The 16,201-nt window shown below is 59.6% G+C and carries 18 protein-coding genes; 9 read left to right on the top strand and 9 right to left on the bottom strand.

Annotated features, from left to right (window positions below; genetic code table 11):
- Positions 1-13 precede the first annotated feature (13 nt).
- Positions 14-265, top strand: coding sequence for a hypothetical protein (locus PMI31_RS11800; protein WP_008018238.1), 252 nt, complete (start codon positions 14-16; stop codon positions 263-265).
- Between the two features lie 114 nt (positions 266-379).
- Here the strand turns inward: PMI31_RS11800 and PMI31_RS31630 are convergent, their stop codons facing one another.
- Together PMI31_RS31630 and ptrR are read right to left on the bottom strand one after the other, a co-directional pair.
- Positions 380-508 carry a PA1414 family protein gene (locus tag PMI31_RS31630; protein ID WP_007914492.1) on the bottom strand — a complete coding sequence of 43 codons (129 nt, stop codon included), beginning with the start codon at positions 506-508 and terminating at the stop codon, positions 380-382.
- A gap of 135 nt (positions 509-643) precedes the next feature.
- Entirely contained in the window at positions 644-1,537 is an 894-nt protein-coding gene (ptrR, locus tag PMI31_RS11795; RefSeq protein ID WP_008018237.1) for a putrescine utilization regulator PtrR, read from the bottom strand.
- Positions 1,538-1,641: 104 nt separating this feature from the next.
- Between ptrR and PMI31_RS11790 the strand changes: the two genes are divergently transcribed.
- Entirely contained in the window at positions 1,642-2,823 is a 1,182-nt protein-coding gene (locus tag PMI31_RS11790) for an MFS transporter (RefSeq protein WP_008018236.1), read from the top strand.
- Here the strand turns inward: PMI31_RS11790 and PMI31_RS11785 are convergent.
- The gene (locus tag PMI31_RS11785; protein WP_008018235.1) at positions 2,768-3,700 is read right to left on the bottom strand and encodes a DMT family transporter; all 933 of its coding nucleotides are present in this window, start codon (positions 3,698-3,700) and stop codon (positions 2,768-2,770) included. The genes PMI31_RS11790 and PMI31_RS11785 overlap by 56 nt on opposite strands.
- A 195-nt stretch (positions 3,701-3,895) precedes the next feature.
- Positions 3,896-4,732 carry a CvfB family protein gene (locus tag PMI31_RS11780; RefSeq protein ID WP_008018234.1) on the bottom strand — a complete coding sequence of 279 codons (837 nt, stop codon included), beginning with the start codon at positions 4,730-4,732 and terminating at the stop codon, positions 3,896-3,898.
- A gap of 351 nt (positions 4,733-5,083) precedes the next feature.
- On the opposite strand from PMI31_RS11780, the gene PMI31_RS11775 reads away from it, so the two are divergent.
- The 3 genes from PMI31_RS11775 (at position 5,084) to PMI31_RS11765 (ending at position 7,260) form a co-directional block, all read left to right on the top strand.
- Positions 5,084-5,272, top strand: coding sequence for a hypothetical protein (locus PMI31_RS11775; protein WP_015096330.1), 189 nt, complete (start codon positions 5,084-5,086; stop codon positions 5,270-5,272).
- Between the two features lie 198 nt (positions 5,273-5,470).
- The gene (locus PMI31_RS11770; protein WP_008018233.1) at positions 5,471-6,334 is read left to right on the top strand and encodes a DUF6279 family lipoprotein; all 864 of its coding nucleotides are present in this window, start codon (positions 5,471-5,473) and stop codon (positions 6,332-6,334) included.
- Between the two features lie 191 nt (positions 6,335-6,525).
- Positions 6,526-7,260: a DUF899 domain-containing protein gene (locus PMI31_RS11765; RefSeq protein WP_008018232.1), complete on the top strand. Its 735-nt coding sequence runs from the start codon at positions 6,526-6,528 to the stop codon at positions 7,258-7,260.
- 59 nt (positions 7,261-7,319) lie between these two features.
- Here PMI31_RS11765 and PMI31_RS11760 read toward each other — a convergent pair whose 3' ends face one another.
- Positions 7,320-8,660, bottom strand: a complete 1,341-nt coding sequence (locus PMI31_RS11760) for a DEAD/DEAH box helicase (protein ID WP_008018231.1) — start codon at positions 8,658-8,660, stop codon at positions 7,320-7,322.
- Between the two features lie 192 nt (positions 8,661-8,852).
- On the opposite strand from PMI31_RS11760, the gene PMI31_RS11755 reads away from it, so the two are divergent.
- Positions 8,853-10,151, top strand: a complete 1,299-nt coding sequence (locus tag PMI31_RS11755; RefSeq protein ID WP_008018230.1) for a mechanosensitive ion channel family protein — start codon at positions 8,853-8,855, stop codon at positions 10,149-10,151.
- A 162-nt stretch (positions 10,152-10,313) separates the two neighbouring features.
- On the opposite strand, the gene PMI31_RS11750 is transcribed toward PMI31_RS11755, so the two are convergent.
- Complete coding sequence (locus PMI31_RS11750) at positions 10,314-10,958, bottom strand: hydrolase (RefSeq protein WP_008018228.1); 645 nt, start codon at positions 10,956-10,958, stop codon at positions 10,314-10,316.
- 159 nt (positions 10,959-11,117) lie between these two features.
- On the opposite strand from PMI31_RS11750, the gene PMI31_RS11745 reads away from it, so the two are divergent.
- Complete coding sequence (locus PMI31_RS11745) at positions 11,118-12,005, top strand: LysR family transcriptional regulator (protein ID WP_008018227.1); 888 nt, start codon at positions 11,118-11,120, stop codon at positions 12,003-12,005.
- A 22-nt stretch (positions 12,006-12,027) separates the two neighbouring features.
- On the opposite strand, the gene PMI31_RS11740 is transcribed toward PMI31_RS11745, so the two are convergent.
- The 3 genes from PMI31_RS11740 to PMI31_RS11730 form a co-directional block, all read right to left on the bottom strand.
- Positions 12,028-12,894, bottom strand: coding sequence for a carboxylate/amino acid/amine transporter (locus PMI31_RS11740; RefSeq protein ID WP_008018226.1), 867 nt, complete (start codon positions 12,892-12,894; stop codon positions 12,028-12,030).
- Between the two features lie 358 nt (positions 12,895-13,252).
- On the bottom strand, positions 13,253-13,852 hold the full coding sequence (locus tag PMI31_RS11735; protein WP_008018225.1) for an FMN-dependent NADH-azoreductase: 600 nt from the start codon (positions 13,850-13,852) through the stop codon (positions 13,253-13,255).
- Positions 13,853-14,095: 243 nt separating this feature from the next.
- The gene (locus tag PMI31_RS11730; protein WP_008018224.1) at positions 14,096-14,410 is read right to left on the bottom strand and encodes a hypothetical protein; all 315 of its coding nucleotides are present in this window, start codon (positions 14,408-14,410) and stop codon (positions 14,096-14,098) included.
- 49 nt (positions 14,411-14,459) lie between these two features.
- Between PMI31_RS11730 and PMI31_RS11725 the strand changes: the two genes are divergently transcribed.
- Positions 14,460-15,383: a LysR family transcriptional regulator gene (locus tag PMI31_RS11725; RefSeq protein WP_008018223.1), complete on the top strand. Its 924-nt coding sequence runs from the start codon at positions 14,460-14,462 to the stop codon at positions 15,381-15,383.
- 14 nt (positions 15,384-15,397) lie between these two features.
- The gene (locus tag PMI31_RS11720) at positions 15,398-16,201 is read left to right on the top strand and encodes an alpha/beta fold hydrolase (RefSeq protein ID WP_008018222.1); all 804 of its coding nucleotides are present in this window, start codon (positions 15,398-15,400) and stop codon (positions 16,199-16,201) included.

Genomic DNA, 16,201 nt, shown 5'->3' with positions numbered 1-16,201 from the left:
TGGAGAAACGCCCATGAAAAAAGCTGCCGTTCGCTCTGTCGTGCATCGCTACATCAGCCGCCTGCTGGAAAGCCGGGATGACTTCGACGACAATGCCAGCCTGACGCAGTTGGGGCTGGATAAGGAAGATATCGAAGAACTGATCTTCCATCTGGAAGATGAGCTGGGTGTAACGGCATTTACCGCCGAGGAAGACCGGATGCTGAAATCCGCCAGGACGGCGAATGATTTGAGCCGGTTTTTGCTGGAGATCGGGCGGTATTGAGATGGGTTGCCAAATGCGCAGTCTCTGACCATCAGGATTGAATGGCAGCACGCTGTTCTGTGCGAGGGGGCTTGTTGGAACAAGCCCACCCTCACTAGCGATCGGGAGTCTGCTTTACCGGCGACGTTGCTGGCGTCGGCGCTGTTCGTCATCAGTACGAATAGGCACGGGTTGCAGTGGCGGCTCGATCAACCCGAGAGCGACGCCCAGGTCATGCAGCCAGTTTTGGATTTTCTCTTTCATGGTGCCCCCTTCAGGGTAGTGCCGAGCGGCCAAAATTCTGAAGCCCGTTCGCACTGATAATAGTCCGAAGTCCTACGCAATGCTCGTGCAAAGTCGCAATGATCTGTTACTGAATCCATCACAATCAGCCTGTGTTCAGGCAATTTCCTGCACCAGTGCCGGTGCCGGTGGAAAAACCTCCTGTTGCTGCTCGATCCAGGCATTAAGGTTGGCCCCGACCATGCCCTTGCGCCACATCAGCCAGGTGGTAGCGCTGGCGAACGGCTCGGCCAACGGATGCACCGCCACACTCTCACGGCCCGGCAAACTGGCGAGCATCGACTCCGACATCAGCGCCACGCCGGAACCGGCAATCACACACGCCAGCATCCCCGGATAGGATTCGATCTCCATCGCCCGCCCCATGGCCGCGTGGTCATGGGCGAACCAGGCTTCCAGGCGCATGCGGTAGGAACAGCCCTGGCGAAAGGTAAACACCGCGCGCCCTTCCACATCCAGCGCACTGCGCACCGGCGGATGATCAGCCTCGCTGATCAGCACCAGACGCTCGTCGCACAAGGGCACACCGTCGAGCCCGGCCAGTTCCAGAGGGCCATCCACCAGCGCCGCATCGAGTCGGCCGGTAAGCAGGCCTTCGAGCAATTCCCCGCTGGGGCCGGATTGCACTTGCAGGTTCACCGCCGGATACAAACGGTGGTAGCGCGCCAATAGCCCTGGAAGGTGAATCGCGGCGGTGCTGTACATGGTGCCGAGCACGAAGTCCCCCGCCGGTTGCCCGCCCTGCACCGCAGCGCTGGCCTCATCGTGCAAGGCAAACAGCTTGGCGGTGTAGTCCAGCAAGACTTTTCCCGCAGGTGATAGCTGCAAACGCTGACGCTCGCGCAGGAACAGTTCGACGCCGAGTTGCTCTTCCAGCTGTTTGAGCCGGGTCGACAGGTTCGACGGTACTCGATGCAGCCGTTCGGCGGCTCGGGTTATCGACCCCTCTTCCGCCACCGCCTGGAAGATGCGCAATTGGCTGAACTCCACGACACTCTCCAAAACAGAACAAGTTACTCAATATTATTCATTTTTAAAGAAAGTCAATCAGTCCTAGCCTGACGGTCATTGATCCTCTGAACGGAATCCCGACCATGTCCCCCCTGATTCGCTTATCCGCCTGTTTCGTTGCCCTGATGATGGCCATGGGCATCGGCCGTTTTGCCCTGACACCGCAACTGCCGCATCTGCTCAGCGAAGGTCAGATCGACCTGACCGCCGCCGGACTGATTGCCGCCGCCAACTACCTCGGTTATTTCATCGGCGCGGTGGATGCCATGTTTTCCCGGCGTCCCGCGCAAGTGCGCCGGCGCTTGCTCGGCGGACTGTGGCTGTGCGTGCTGCTGACCCTGGCTTCGTTCTGGGCCAATGGTTTCTGGCCGCACCTGCTGCTGCGCTTCGGCACCGGTGTAGCCAGCGCCTGGGTGCTGGTGATGATCACCGCCCTGAGCCAACCGCTCGCGGCAGCGGCCGGTCGTCCTCGGCTCGGCGCCCTGGTCTTCGCCGGACCGGGCCTGGGGATTTTTCTGACCGGTTTGTTGGCCCTGGGCTCGAATCTGCTGGGCCAGACATCCGCCACCTTGTGGCTGGTGTACGCCGCTGTGGGGCTGGCCATGCTGCTGGGGATCCTGCCGTTCCTGCCACAACCGGCCGCCACCGCGACTGCTGCACCTAGCGCCAGCCCGTCGCCCACTCAAGGCATCGGTCGCCTGGGCTTGATCTATGCCTTGTACGGATTGGGTTACATCATCCCGGCGACCTTTTTGTCGCAAATGGCCAACGCGCAGTTCCATGGCCAATGGCAGGCCGACCTGTTCTGGCCGTGCTTTGGCCTGGCGGCGGCAACCGGTGTGGTGCTGGTGAGTTTGCGTCGGCAGAAGCCCGACGCCACGCGTCACTGGTTGATGGCGACGTTATGCCTGCAAGCCGCTGGCGTGTTCGCCTGCCTGCTGGGCAACGGGCCCGGCCTGGCGTTGGGTGTGATCCTGTGCGGCACGCCGTTCCTGGCCTGCATGCAACTGGTGATGCAACGGTCCCGGGAGCTGGCGCCCCACGCCACCCAGCGCAATGCCGGCCTGCTGACGGCCTGCTTTGCCTTGGGCCAGCTCAGCGGGCCATTGCTGGCGGCGCTGAGCAGTCATTTCAGTGGCGGTTTGCAGCCGGCACTGGTGGTCGCCGGCTGCGGCTTGCTGATCGCCGGCGGTCTGTCGCTCGCGCCGGTCAGTTCTGCCCCAGGGCTTTGCGCAAACGACGGCGCAACCACTGCTCAGCGCTGACAAACGTGATGCCCGCCAATACAAGCACTGCACCGATGATGAAGTTCAGGCTCAGCGCCTCGCCCAGCAGCACCACACCGAACGTGACGCCGAACAACGGCGTCATGAACGAAAACACCGCGAGGTTCGCTGCCAGGTAACGACGCAGCAGCCAGAACCAGACCAGGTAACTGAAGAACGACACGACCACGCCCTGAAACAGCACACTGGTGACTGCAACGGTGGTCAGGCTGACGTGGGTGACCTGGCCGCTGAGCAGCGCGATCAACAACAACCCGAAGAAACCGACGATCAACTGATAGAACAGCGTCAGGGTCACCGGCGCTTCCGACAGGCGCGAGGCGCGCACCACCACAGTGGTCGCGCCCCAGGCCGCGCCCGCCAGCACACCCAAGGCATCGCCCATCAACATGCGGTAATCAAGGTTGTCCCAGGACACTCCGCCAGCAAACGCGATGGCAATCCCGATAAAGGCCAGGACAATCCCCAGCCATTGCAAGGGTCGCAGACGCTCACTGGGCAGCAACCAGTGCACACCCAATGCGGTGAAGATCGGCGCGGTGTAGAGAAACACTGACATGTGCGCCGCCGTAGTCAGTTGCAGACCTTCGGAAATGAAGAAGAACTCCAGGCCGAACAAGGCACCGGCCAACAGGCCACCGCGCCAGGTTGTACCCACCTGATTCCAGCCGCCCTTCCAGCAGATCAGCAACCCGACCAGCAACGCCGACATACCGGAACGCCCGGCCGCCTGCATCACCGGCGCGATATCGGCCGCCGCCCACTTGATCATCACCTGTTGAACGCCCCAGACCAGGCACAACCCGACCATCACTTGCAGGGCAAACCCGTCGGCGCTGCGCCGGGTGGCGCTCACCGGAACACCTCGAAGACACAATCCATGGCAAAGACTCGGCAGTAAAAGCAAAACCCCGGCCTTCTCGTTGGAAAAGAAAACACCGGGGCGAAAAATCATGTTGTCGATTATTAACCAGAAGGCCAGAAAATGCCGCCTGTCAGAGACCTCTACTTCTCTGCCTGCGCCACCCTGGCTCTCTGTATTGTCAGAACATCAACTGAGTTCGATGCGATCGGCATGAATGACAATCTGGCCATTCTTGTACAACGCACCAATGGCCTTCTTGAAGTTGCCCTTGCTGACGCCAAACAGGCTGCTGATCAACGCCGGATCGCTCTTGTCGCTGACCGCCAGGGAGCCGTTGTTTTCGCGCAGTTTTGCGAGGATCTTCGAGTTCAGGCTGGTGGCCGCTTCCTGGCCGACCGGCTGCAGGCTCAGGCTGATCTTGCCGTCGGCGCGCACTTCCTTGATGAAACCCTTTTCCTCTTTACCGGCGCGCATGAACTTGAAGATTTCGTTCTTGTGGATCAGGCCCCAATGCTTGTTGTTGATGATGGCCTTGAAGCCCATGTCCGTGGCTTCGGCCACCAGCAAATCCACTTCCTGACCCGCTGTGTAGTTGGCCGGGGTCTTGTCCAGGTAGCGGTCCAGACGCGCGGTCGCGGTGATGCGACGGGTGTGCTTGTCGAGGTAGACGTGCACCACCACATACTCGCCCGCCGTCATCTGACGCTTCTCTTCGGAGAACGGCAGCAACAGGTCTTTCGGCAAACCCCAGTCCAGGAATACGCCGATGCTGTTGACTTCAACAACTTTCAAACTGGCGAATTCACCGACTTGAACTTTCGGCTTTTCAGTAGTTGCGATGAGTTTGTCATCACTGTCCAGATAAACAAAAACGTTGAGCCAGTCTTCATCTTCGGTAGGAATATCTTTTGGAATATAACGATTAGGCAGAAGAATTTCGCCATCCGCGCCACCGTCCAGATATAAACCGAAGTTAGTGTGTTTAACCACTTGCAAACTGTTGTAACGCCCGACTAAAGCCATGTCCAATACCCTCTTTGCGTGGGCGGCATTCTACCCGGTTTTGAGCACTGCGTTCGGCAGCCGGCCCGGTGGCACGCGAAAATCCTCTGGAGGCCCTGATTTTCCCGGGTTTTCATCGCACACCTGGCCGCTCGTCAGACCGATCCGGGCATTTACGCCATGCCCAGGCAAGCGTAACGCGGTATTTTTCCAGGCAATGTTCTTAGTTAAAACAGCGGCTTAGACGCCTATTTCGAATATTGGCCGATGATTGATTACCCCGATCTCATGATTATTGCGAGGGGATATTTGCCAAGCAATTACCAGGTGATTCCTGTACGATGCCTGGCCAAGTTAATTTTCTACAGGTTAATGGCCGCCATGCGCGTAAAAGCATCCACCAGCAAAGCAAAGCCAGCTCCAGCCGTCGAAACCAGCGAATCGATCAACAGCCAGATCGCTGCGTTCCTCAAGTCCGGCGGTGAAATCCAGCAAATAGCCAAAGGCGTCAGCGGCCAGACATTCGGCCCGTCCAAGCAGATCACCCTGGGCAAAAAGTAATCCCCCCTGCTTCACCTGGTCCCAAAGCGCTTTGAGCTTCGAAGCGCTTGGACTGGAACCTCGTTTCTCCCCGCCGACACTCCACCAAATCCTGTGAAAATCCACGAGCGACAGCAGTTGCCCGGCTGAACTGCCAGGCCCATTCTGGGTTCACATGAGAATCAGACCCCGAAGACTGGCTATCGCAAGGATTCGCCCATGTCCCGCTGGTTCAAACACATCGCCATCGTGCTGACCCTCGCCCTCTGCGCGTGCAGCCGCATAGGCCTGGCCTACCGCAACCTCGACGTGATCATCCCGTGGACGCTCAGCGATTATCTGGACATGAACGGCGAGCAAAAAAGCTGGCTGAACGTACGCCTGAAGGAACACCTGAGCTGGCACTGCACCACCCAATTGCCCGGCTACCTCGACTGGCTGGACCGCCTGCAAACCATGATCGCGACCAACCAGGTCACCGATGCCGCCTTGCAGGCCCGCGCCCACGAAGCCGAACAGGCGATCGCCGAGACCGCGCGGGAAATCACCCCGTCGGCCATCGAGTTGCTGCAGGGGCTGGATGACAAGCAAGTCGCCGAGATGAATGAAGCCTTCGCCAAGGACCAGCGAAAGCGCCAGGAGGAATACCTCAAGCCCTCCCTCGAGCAGCAGATCAAGGAGCGTGGCGAACGCATGGAAAAGCGCCTGAACGACTGGCTCGGGCCACTGAGCACCACCCAGCAACAGCGGGTAGCCACATGGTCCAGCGCCCTGGGCGAGCAGAACACCCAGTGGCTTGCCAACCGGGTCCATTGGCAGAAGCAATTCAGTGCAGCTGTTGCCCAACGCCAGAGTCCACAATTCCCACAACGCATCGAGATACTTCTGGTCAATCGTGAGAGTTTGTGGACACCCGCCTATCGTCAGGCCTTTGCCAACACCGAGGCCCAGGCGCGTTCGCTGTTCGTGGATCTGATGGCTGAAAGCACGCCAAACCAGCGCGAACGTTTGCTGAAGAAAATCGAGGGTGTGAGGAAGGACTTCAGTGATCTGAAGTGCTTGAAAGCGGTTAAACAAAGCTAAGCGCCACCAAACCCCACAGGATGCATCGTCCTGCTCGTCCAGCCCCTGCCCGCGGGTGATCATTACCGGAAACACCGCTGTCGATCAGCCGAGCTTTTGCTGAAGACCGACCGGCGGTATGTCGAATTCCACGCCATCCAAACGACTAGGCTGTGTAAGTCCCCTCCCCGCTCCACGCAGGAGAAAACAACATGAACACTCAGAATCATCCCGTCGTGTCGCGGGAAGAATGGCTCGTCGCCCGCAAACAGCACCTTGCCCACGAAAAAGCCTTCACCAAGGAAAGGGACAGACTCAGCGCCGAACGTCGCGCCCTGCCCTGGGTGAAAATCGACAAGGACTACCGCTTCCAGGGGCCCAACGGCGAACTGAAACTGGCGGACCTGTTTGGCGGCCGCAGTCAGTTGGTCATCTATCACTTCATGTTCGCCGAGGGCTGGGACGAGGGCTGCCCCGGTTGCTCATTCCTTAGCGACCACATCGACGGCGCCAACCAGCATTTGGCCCACCACGATATTGCAGTGGTGGCGGTTTCCCACGCACCGTTCGCTGAATTCCAGGCGTTCAAACGGCGCATGGGCTGGAGGTTCGATTGGGTGTCGTCAGCAGGATGCGACTTCAACTACGACTTTGGCGTCTGTGCCCGAGCCGAAGAGGTCGCCGCCGGAAAGGCTACATACAACTACGAAAAAACCGACGGCTCCGAGGAAGAACTCCCCGGCCTCAGCGTGTTTTATCGCAATGACGCCGGAGAAATATTCCATACCTACTCCACCTATGCCCGGGGCCTGGACTTGCTGGTCGGCGCCTACAACTACCTCGACCTGACGCCCAAGGGCCGCAACGAGGACGAAATCATGGAGTGGGTGCGGCATCATGACAAATATGAGGAACACGAGAAGTCGAGCTGCTGCCACGGCGGATAATCATCAGACACAAAAAACCCGGACACTGTCCGGGTTTTTCTTAAGTCACCTGCAACGACTTACTCAGCCGCTGGCGCTTCCGGCTTGCGGCGCTTGAGCGGGGCCATGCCGTCCTTGCTGACCAGGGAGTCGCTCTTGGGCCGGTTGGCGCTCTTGCGCTTGGTCGGGGTCTTGGCGGCAGTTTTCTTCTTGTCGCCCTTGGCGTCGGTCTTTTTCTTCTTCACGCCGACGGCTTTACCCGAAGCCTTGACCTTTTTCGGTCCGCCGTAGGTGCCTTTGACTTCCTTGATGGTACGACGCTCGAAGCTCTGCTTGAGGTAGCGCTCGATGCTCGACATCAGGTTCCAGTCGCCGTGGCAGATCAACGAGATCGCCAGGCCATCGTTACCGGCGCGGCCGGTACGACCGATGCGGTGCACGTATTCGTCGCCGCTGCGTGGCATGTCGAAGTTGATCACCAGGTCCAGACCGTCCACGTCCAGGCCGCGAGCGGCGACGTCGGTGGCCACGAGGATTTTCACGCCGCCCTGCTTCAGGCGGTCGATCGCCAGTTTGCGATCCTTCTGGTCCTTCTCGCCGTGCAGCACGAACGCTTTGTATTCCTGCGCCACCAGGCGGCCGTAGATGCGGTCGGCCATGGCCCGGGTGTTGGTGAAGACGATGGCCTTCTGGTAGGTCTCATTGGCCAGCAGCCAATTGACGATCTGTTCTTTGTGCTGGTTGTGGTCAGCGGTGATGATTTGCTGGCGAGTGGTGTCGTTCAGCTGGCTGACCGCGTTGAGTTGCAGGTGCTCAGGGTTGTTCAGGACCTTGGCAATCATCTCGCGCAGGCCGGAACCGCCAGTGGTGGCGGAGAACAGCATGGTCTGCTGACGATTCGGGCATTCGTCCACCAGACGCTGCACGTCTTCGGCAAAGCCCATGTCGAGCATGCGGTCGGCTTCGTCGAGCACCAGGACTTCGACTTCCTTGAGGTCGAGGTTGCCGGCGTTCAGTTGCTCGATCATCCGGCCCGGCGTACCGATCAGGATGTCCGGCACCTTGCGCAGCATCGCGGCTTGGACCTTGAAGTCTTCGCCGCCAGTGATCAGGCCGGACTTGATGAAGGTGAACTGCGAGAAGCGCTCAACTTCCTTCAGCGTCTGCTGGGCCAGTTCGCGGGTCGGCAGCAGGATCAGGGTCTTGATGCTGACGCGGATTTTCGCCGGGCCGATCAGACGGTTGAGGATGGGCAAAACGAATGCAGCGGTTTTGCCGCTACCGGTTTGCGCCGTCACCCGCAGGTCACGCCCCTGGAGCGCCAGCGGAATGGCCGCGGCTTGCACAGGCGTTGGCTCGACAAATTTCAGCTCGGCCACGGCTTTGAGCAGGCGTTCGTGCAGGGCGAATTGGGAAAACACGGGTGCTACCTCGAAGAAATGCAAAAAAACAGCTGCATAGGGTAACGGTTTCGAGCGCTCAGGCCGAGTTTCTTTATACAAATGGCGGTAAACAGTTGGTTTTTTGTTGCCTTATTTTGCCCCAAACGTAATACAAAGCGTCTTAAATGCTCTAATCGCCCCCTCGCGCTCTACAGAAGAATCGTTTCAACCATGGATATCAAACAGCTCTGGATCAACGTCCAAGACCTTTGGGGTGCCCTCGACCAGCACCCGCTCGTGCACTCCAGCCTGTCGCTGCTGTTGCTTTTGGCGCTGGCGCTGTTCCTCGGACGGGTGGCGCGTTACCTCATTTTGCACGCGACCAAAATGCTCGGCCGCCAGCCGGCCTTGCACTGGGTCAATGATTTCCTGCAGAACAAGGTGTTCCATCGCCTGGCGCAGATCACGCCTTCGCTGGTGATCCAGTTCGGGCTCAATCTGGTGCCGGACCTGAGCAAAACCAGTCTGAAATTCCTCGGCAACGTCGCGCTTTCCTTCACCTTGCTGTTTCTGCTGCTGGCGGTCAGCGCCCTGCTCAATGCCCTGCTGGACATCTACGCCCGCACCGAGCACGCCCGCACCCGCTCGATCAAAGGCTATGTGCAACTGGCGAAAATGGTCTTGTACGTGTTTGGCGCGATCATCATCGTCGCCACGCTGATCGACCGCTCGCCGCTGTTGCTGCTGTCGGGTCTGGGTGCCATGTCGGCGGTGATTCTTTTGGTCTACAAGGACACGCTGCTGTCGTTCGTCGCCAGCGTGCAGTTGACCAGCAACGACATGCTGCGGGTCGGCGACTGGATCGAGATGCCCCAGGTGGGCGCCGACGGCGATGTGGTGGACATCACCTTGCACACGGTCAAGGTGCAGAATTTTGACAAGACCATCGTCTCGATCCCGACCTGGCGCCTGATGTCCGAGTCGTTCAAGAACTGGCGCGGCATGCAGGCTTCCGGTGGCCGCCGAATCAAACGCAGCCTGTTCATCGACGCCAGCGGCGTACGCTTTCTGCGTGACGACGAAGAGCTGAAGCTGTCCCAGGTGCACTTGCTCACCGACTACATGACCCGCAAACAGGCTGAACTCAAGGCCTGGAACGAAGCCCAGGGCAACGTCGCGGCCATGTCGGCCAACCGCCGGCGGATGACCAATATCGGCACTTTGCGCGCCTATGCGCTGGCCTATCTGAAGAGTCACCCGGAGATCCAGCCGAACATGACCTGCATGGTCCGCCAGATGCAGACCACGGCCCAGGGTATTCCGCTGGAAATCTACTGTTTTACCCGCACCACGGCGTGGGCCGATTACGAGCGGATCCAGGGGGATATTTTCGACTACCTGCTGGCGGTGCTGCCGGAGTTTGGCTTGAGCCTGTACCAGCAGCCGAGCGGTACGGATTTACGGGCCGGGCTGCTGCCGGCAGTGCTGGGTGCAGGCCACATTCCCGAAGCCGAAAAACGCAGGATGTAACACCACAAAAAACCTGTAGGAGCGAGCTTGCTCCGGGCGGCGTTCCGACGATGGACGTCAACGATAACGCGTGCTGTCTGATTGATCGCGCTGTTCAGACGTTTTTCGCGAGCAAGCTCGCTCCTACAGGGGCAGGGGTACATCCATTTCAGCGTTTGCGGGTCACTTGACCTGCCGCTGCGGTGCCTTGTGCACCATGGTGTAGGCGTAATCCACACCCATGCCATACGCGCCGCTGTGTTCCAGCACCAGTTCCATGACCGCCTCGTAAGTGTCCTTGTGCGCCCAGTCACGCTGGTATTCGAGCAACACTTGCTGCCAGGTCACCGGTACCGCGCCGGCCTGAATCATCCGTTGCACCGACATGTCGTGGGCCTCTTTGCTGGTGCCACCGGAAGCGTCGGTGACGATGTAGACCTCGTAGCCTTCAGCCAGGGCTTCCAATGCCGGGAACGTCAGGCAGACCTCAGTCCACAGCGCCGCGATGATCAGTTTTTTGCGCCCCGTGGCTTTCACCGCGTCAACCAGTGCCTTGTCTTCCCAGGAGTTCATCGAAGTGCGTTCGATCGGTTTTTGATCCGGGTGCACAGCCAACAATTCGGGCCAGATGTAACCGCTGAAACTTTCGGTTTCGACCGAGGTGTAGATGGTCGGTACGTTGAAGATCTTCGCCGCCTTGGCCAGGCCGACGGTGTTGTTCTTCAAGGTCTGACGGTCGATGGACTGAACGCCGAATGCCATTTGCGGCTGGTGGTCGATCAGGATCAAGGCGGAGTTGGTTGGGTTGAGCAGTTCACGAATAGACATGGCGCGTTCCTTTTGATGTCGATGCTTTCGAATGAATTCAGGGTTGGTCGACGTTGCCGCAAGAGGCTTTGCTGTCGGCTTGGATGTCACTTTAGGGGCTAGCTATAAAAGGGACAATTACCTAAAATCGAGAATCATTGATTCCAAAATAGGGACAATATGGATCGCATCGAATGCATGCGTGCCTTCGTCGTCACGGTCGGCGAGAACGGCTTCGCCGCAGCCGCCAGGGCCATGGATGTGCCGCGCTCGAAAGTCAGTAAACAGATTCAGGCACTGGAAGAAGCCATCGGCGTGCAATTGCTGCAACGCACCACCCGCAGCCTGCACCTGACGGAAGCCGGAGCCGAGTATTTCGAAGCGGCACGGGAAGTGTTGGCGGCGCTGGACGAGGCCGAGCAACGCGCCCGTGACGGCATCGGCGAGTTACGCGGTGTGTTGCGGGTCAATGCGCCGATGTCGTTCGGTCTTCGGCGATTGGGGCCGTTGATTCCGCTGTTTCATGAATTGCACCCGAACATCGAGCTGCAACTGGTGCTCAGCGACCAGCAAGTCGACCCGGTTCGAGGTGGGTTTGACGTAACCATCCGCATCGCCAGCATGCCGGACTCGACGATGATCGCCCGGCAACTGGCGCCTGCACCGCGCATCATGGTGGCATCTCCTGCTTATCTCGAGCGCGCGGGCGTTCCGCAGACTCCGCAGGATCTGCGCGCCCATCAATGCCTGAACTACGGGTATCTGCAGAGCGGTGTCAGCCTGCAACTGTGCAATGGCAAGGAAACCCAGCGAGTGAACGTCACCGGCCCGTTGCACGCCAACAACGGCGACTTGCTCGCCCAGGCCGCCGAAGCCGGCATGGGCATCGCCCTGCTGCCCGACTTCATCGTCGAGGATGCATTGGCTGCAGGGCGGCTGGTGCCGGTGCTGTGCGAATGGCAGGCCCCGGCGATCACCATCAACGCGGTGTATTCGTCGGCACGGCGGGTGCCGCAGAAGACCCGGGCGTTTATCGGGTTTCTGGTGGATCAGTTGGCGCCCAAATGATTTTTTGGGCGCCCCACAGGGTTTAGTGAACGGTCAAAGGTTTGCGTATACCCAACCGACTGATCCACACCGCCAGCAAAATCACCGAACCACCGAGCAACAACCGCCCCAGTTCTTCGTGCTGGTTCCAGATCAGCAGGTTGATCAGCAACCCCACCGGCACATGCAGGTTGTTCATCACCGCCAGGGTCCCGCCGTTGACCAGGCACGCGCCTTTGTTCCACCAGTACAGCCCCAAAGCGGTCGAGACCAGGCCGAGGAACAGCAGCACGCCCCATTGCAACGGCGCTTCGGGCAGGAAGTTCTGTTTGCCGAACAACAGAAACGCCGGCAACGCCACCGCCAGTGCGCCGAGGTAGAAGAAGCCGAAACGTCGGTAATGCGGCAGATCGCTCGGATGGCGCGCGACCAGGTGTTTGTACAGCACCTGCCCGGCGGCGTAGGTGAAGTTGGCCAGTTGCAGCAACAGGAACCCCATGAAGAAGTCCGGGTTGATCCGGTCAAAGCGGATCACCGCCGCCCCCGCCACCGCCACCAGTGCCGCGATCAAGGCCCAGGGATTGAAGCGACGATTCAGAGCATCTTCGATCAGGGTCACGTGCAGCGGCGTGAGGATGGTGAACAGCAGCACCTCCGGCACCGTCAGTACGCGAAAGCTCAAGTACAGGCAGACGTACGTCACGCCGAACTGCAACGCGCCGATCAACAGCATGCCACGCATGAACGCCGGTTCCACCGAGCGCCAGCGGGTCAGTGGCAGGAACACCAGCCCGGCCAGCAGCACGCGCACCAGCACGGCGAAGTAACTGTCGACATGACCGGCCAGGTATTCGCCGATCAAACTGAAGGAAAACGCCTGGATCAGCGTGACAATAAGTAGATAGCCCATGCTCGCCTCATTTCGAATGGCGGCGACGATAGCGGGTTTTGCTTTGAATCGCGACAGTAGCCATGACGCAAAACCTTGTGGGAGCGGCGGTGCGGCGATTCGACTTGCTCGCGAAAGCGGTATGTCATCCAACATTTATGTCGACTGACAGTCCCCCTTCGCGAGCAAGCCCGCTCCTACAGGGTTTTGTAGGTGTTCGTCAAATCGCAGGCAAAAAAAAGCCCGATCTCGCTAAAGCGTTCAGTCGGGCCAGAGCACTCAGGAGCAACAAGTGCGAAGGGAGGTTCGATGCGCGTACAGGCTTAAGGGGTTGCGCCAGGTCACTAGACCATCCAGCGATTATCTGGCGATTAACGGGTCAGGCCACTTGCGACAGCCTGGCGTTCGCCTGATTCAGGCCTTTCTCCTGGAAGTCACCGCCCAGGTTCATGCCTTCGGCGTGGATGAACGTCACGTCGTGGATGCCGATGAAGCCCATGACCTGACGCAGGTACGGTTCCTGGTGATCGGCAGTGCTGCCGGCATAGATGCCGCCGCGAGCCGTCAACACAAAGGCGCGCTTGCCGCTGAGCAGGCCCTGCGGACCGGTTTCGGTGTACTTGAAGGTCACACCGGCACGCAGTACATGGTCGAGCCAGGCTTTCAGGGTGCTGGGGATCGCAAAGTTGTACATGGGTGCGGCCATGACCAGCACATCGGCGGCGAGCAATTCATCGGTCAACTGGTTGGAGCGCTCCAGGGACGCCTGTTCGATGTCGCTGCGCTGCTCGGCGGGTTTCATCCAGCCACCCAGCAGATTGATATCCAGGTGCGGCACCGGGTTGACGGCCAGGTCCCGGACGGTGATCTGGTCATTCGGGTGAGCGGTTTTCCACTGGCTGATGAATGTCTGGGTCAACTGGCGGGAAACCGAGTCTTGCTGACGGGCACTGCTTTCGATGATCAGAACGCGGGACATGGGATGTAGCCTCCATCTGGGAATGCTGTAAGTCGATGGAGTGAAGGTTAAACAGAGTCATATCGATGAAAAAGCGCAAATAACTGCTATAACCCATCAATAAATTCGTTTATAAGCTCAACATACTCTGTGGGAGCGGGCTTGCTCCGGGCGGCGTTCCGACGAATAGGTCGTGTCAGTCGACATCAACGTTGAATGACACACCGCCTTCGCGGGCAAGCCCGCTCCCACAGGAGATTGCTGTCATTTCGGGGTGCAGGTCAGCTCGATGCGCAGCTTGATGATGCTGCGGGTGAATTTGGCCGTGGCATTTTTGTGCTTGCCGGCTGGTACGTCGATCTTGCGGGAACGCGGCGCTTCCGGGCCATTGATGAAAACGGCCTTGCAGCTCGCATCGACGTCGCCGTAGTTGGCCACCTGAATGGAGCCGATGTCGTTATCCGTGTCGTAGGTCTGGTAATCGATCTTCATGCCATTGAGGTCTTTTTTCACATCGATCGGGTAAGCCATCGCTGTCAGCGGTAGCAGCGCCAGCAGCACACAACAGAATTTTTTCATTCAGCAGCCTCCAATAAGGGCTGCCAGCTTAGGACAAGAGGAGCTCAACATGAAAGCGCCCCGCGTGACCCTTGATCAATGGCGAACACTGCAAGCCGTGGTCGATCACGGTGGTTTCGCCCAGGCCGCCGAGGCGCTGCATCGCTCGCAATCGTCAGTCAGCTATACCGTGGCACGCATGCAGGATCAGCTCGGCGTACCCTTGCTGCGCATCGACGGACGCAAAGCCGTGCTGACCGAAGCCGGCGGCGTGCTGTTGCGCCGCTCCCGGCAACTGGTGAAACAGGCCAGTCAACTCGAAGACCTGGCCCATCACATGGAGCAGGGCTGGGAAGCCGAAGTGCGCCTGGTGGTCGATGCCGCTTACCCGAGTGCCCGCCTCGTCCGCGCCTTGACCGCGTTCATGCCGCAAAGCCGCGGCTGCCGGGTGCGCCTGCGTGAGGAAGTGCTGTCGGGTGTGGAGGAAGTGCTGCTCGAAGGCGTGGCCGACCTGGCCATCACCGGGTTCAGCATTCCCGGTTACCTGGGCGCGGAACTGAGCGACGTCGAGTTCGTCGCGGTCGCCCACCCGGAGCATCCCCTGCACCGCCTCAACCGCGAACTGAGCTTCCAGGACCTGGAAAGCCAGATGCAAGTGGTGATCCGCGACTCGGGCCGCCAGCAACCACGGGACGTCGGCTGGCTCGGTGCCGAACAGCGCTGGACCGTCGGCAGCCTGGCCACCGCCGCAACGTTTGTCAGCAGTGGTTTGGGGTTTGCCTGGCTGCCCCGGCACATGATCGAACGGGAACTCAAGGAAGGTACGCTCAAGCTGCTACCGTTGGACCAGGGCGGCAGTCGTAACCCGAGTTTTTACCTGTATTCGAACAAGGACAAACCGCTCGGGCCGGCCACGCAGATTCTGATCGAACTGCTGCGTACGTTTGACACCGCACCACTGGACGCACCGTTCGCCGCCCCCGAACAAGCCTGACACGGAGTGTATGCATGGCCTATTTCGAACACGAAGGTTGCAACCTGCACTATGAGGAATATGGTCACGGCACGCCGCTGCTGCTGGTCCACGGTCTGGGCTCCAGCACGCTGGACTGGGAAAAGCAGATCCCGGCACTGGCCACCCGCTACCGGGTGATCGTCCCGGATGTGCGCGGTCACGGCCGTTCGGACAAACCCCGGGAGCGCTACAGCATTGCCGGGTTCAGCGCTGACCTGATTGCACTGGTCGAACACCTCAATCTCGGGCCGACACACTATGTCGGCCTGTCGATGGGTGGCATGATCGGCTTCCAGCTGGCTGTGGATCAGCCGCAACTGCTCAAGAGCCTGTGCATCGTCAACAGCGCGCCCGAGGTCAAACTGCGCAGCCGCGATGACTACTGGCAGTGGTTCAAGCGCTGGAGCCTGATGCGCGCACTCAGCCTTGGCACCATCGGCAAGGCGCTGGGCGACAAGTTGTTCCCGAAGCCCGGGCAGGCCGACTTGCGACAAAAGATGGCCGAGCGCTGGGCAAAAAACGACAAACATGCTTATCTCGCCAGCTTCAATGCCATTGTGGGCTGGGGGGTTCAGGAACGACTTTCGAAGGTCACCTGTCCAACCCTCATCGTCAGTGCCGACCGTGACTACACACCGGTGGCACTGAAGGAAAACTACGTAAAACTGCTGCCCGACGCGCGGCTGGTGGTGATCGCCGATTCACGCCACGCCACGCCGCTGGACCAGCCGGAACACTTCAACCAGACGCTGCTGGAGTTTCTGACCGCAGTCGACACCACCACTCAGGATCACTGA

This window comes from Pseudomonas sp. GM55 (assembly GCF_000282395.1).
GTDB classification, from domain to species: domain Bacteria; phylum Pseudomonadota; class Gammaproteobacteria; order Pseudomonadales; family Pseudomonadaceae; genus Aquipseudomonas; species Aquipseudomonas fluorescens_CC.
This window is presented reverse-complemented; position numbering and strand designations above follow the sequence as displayed.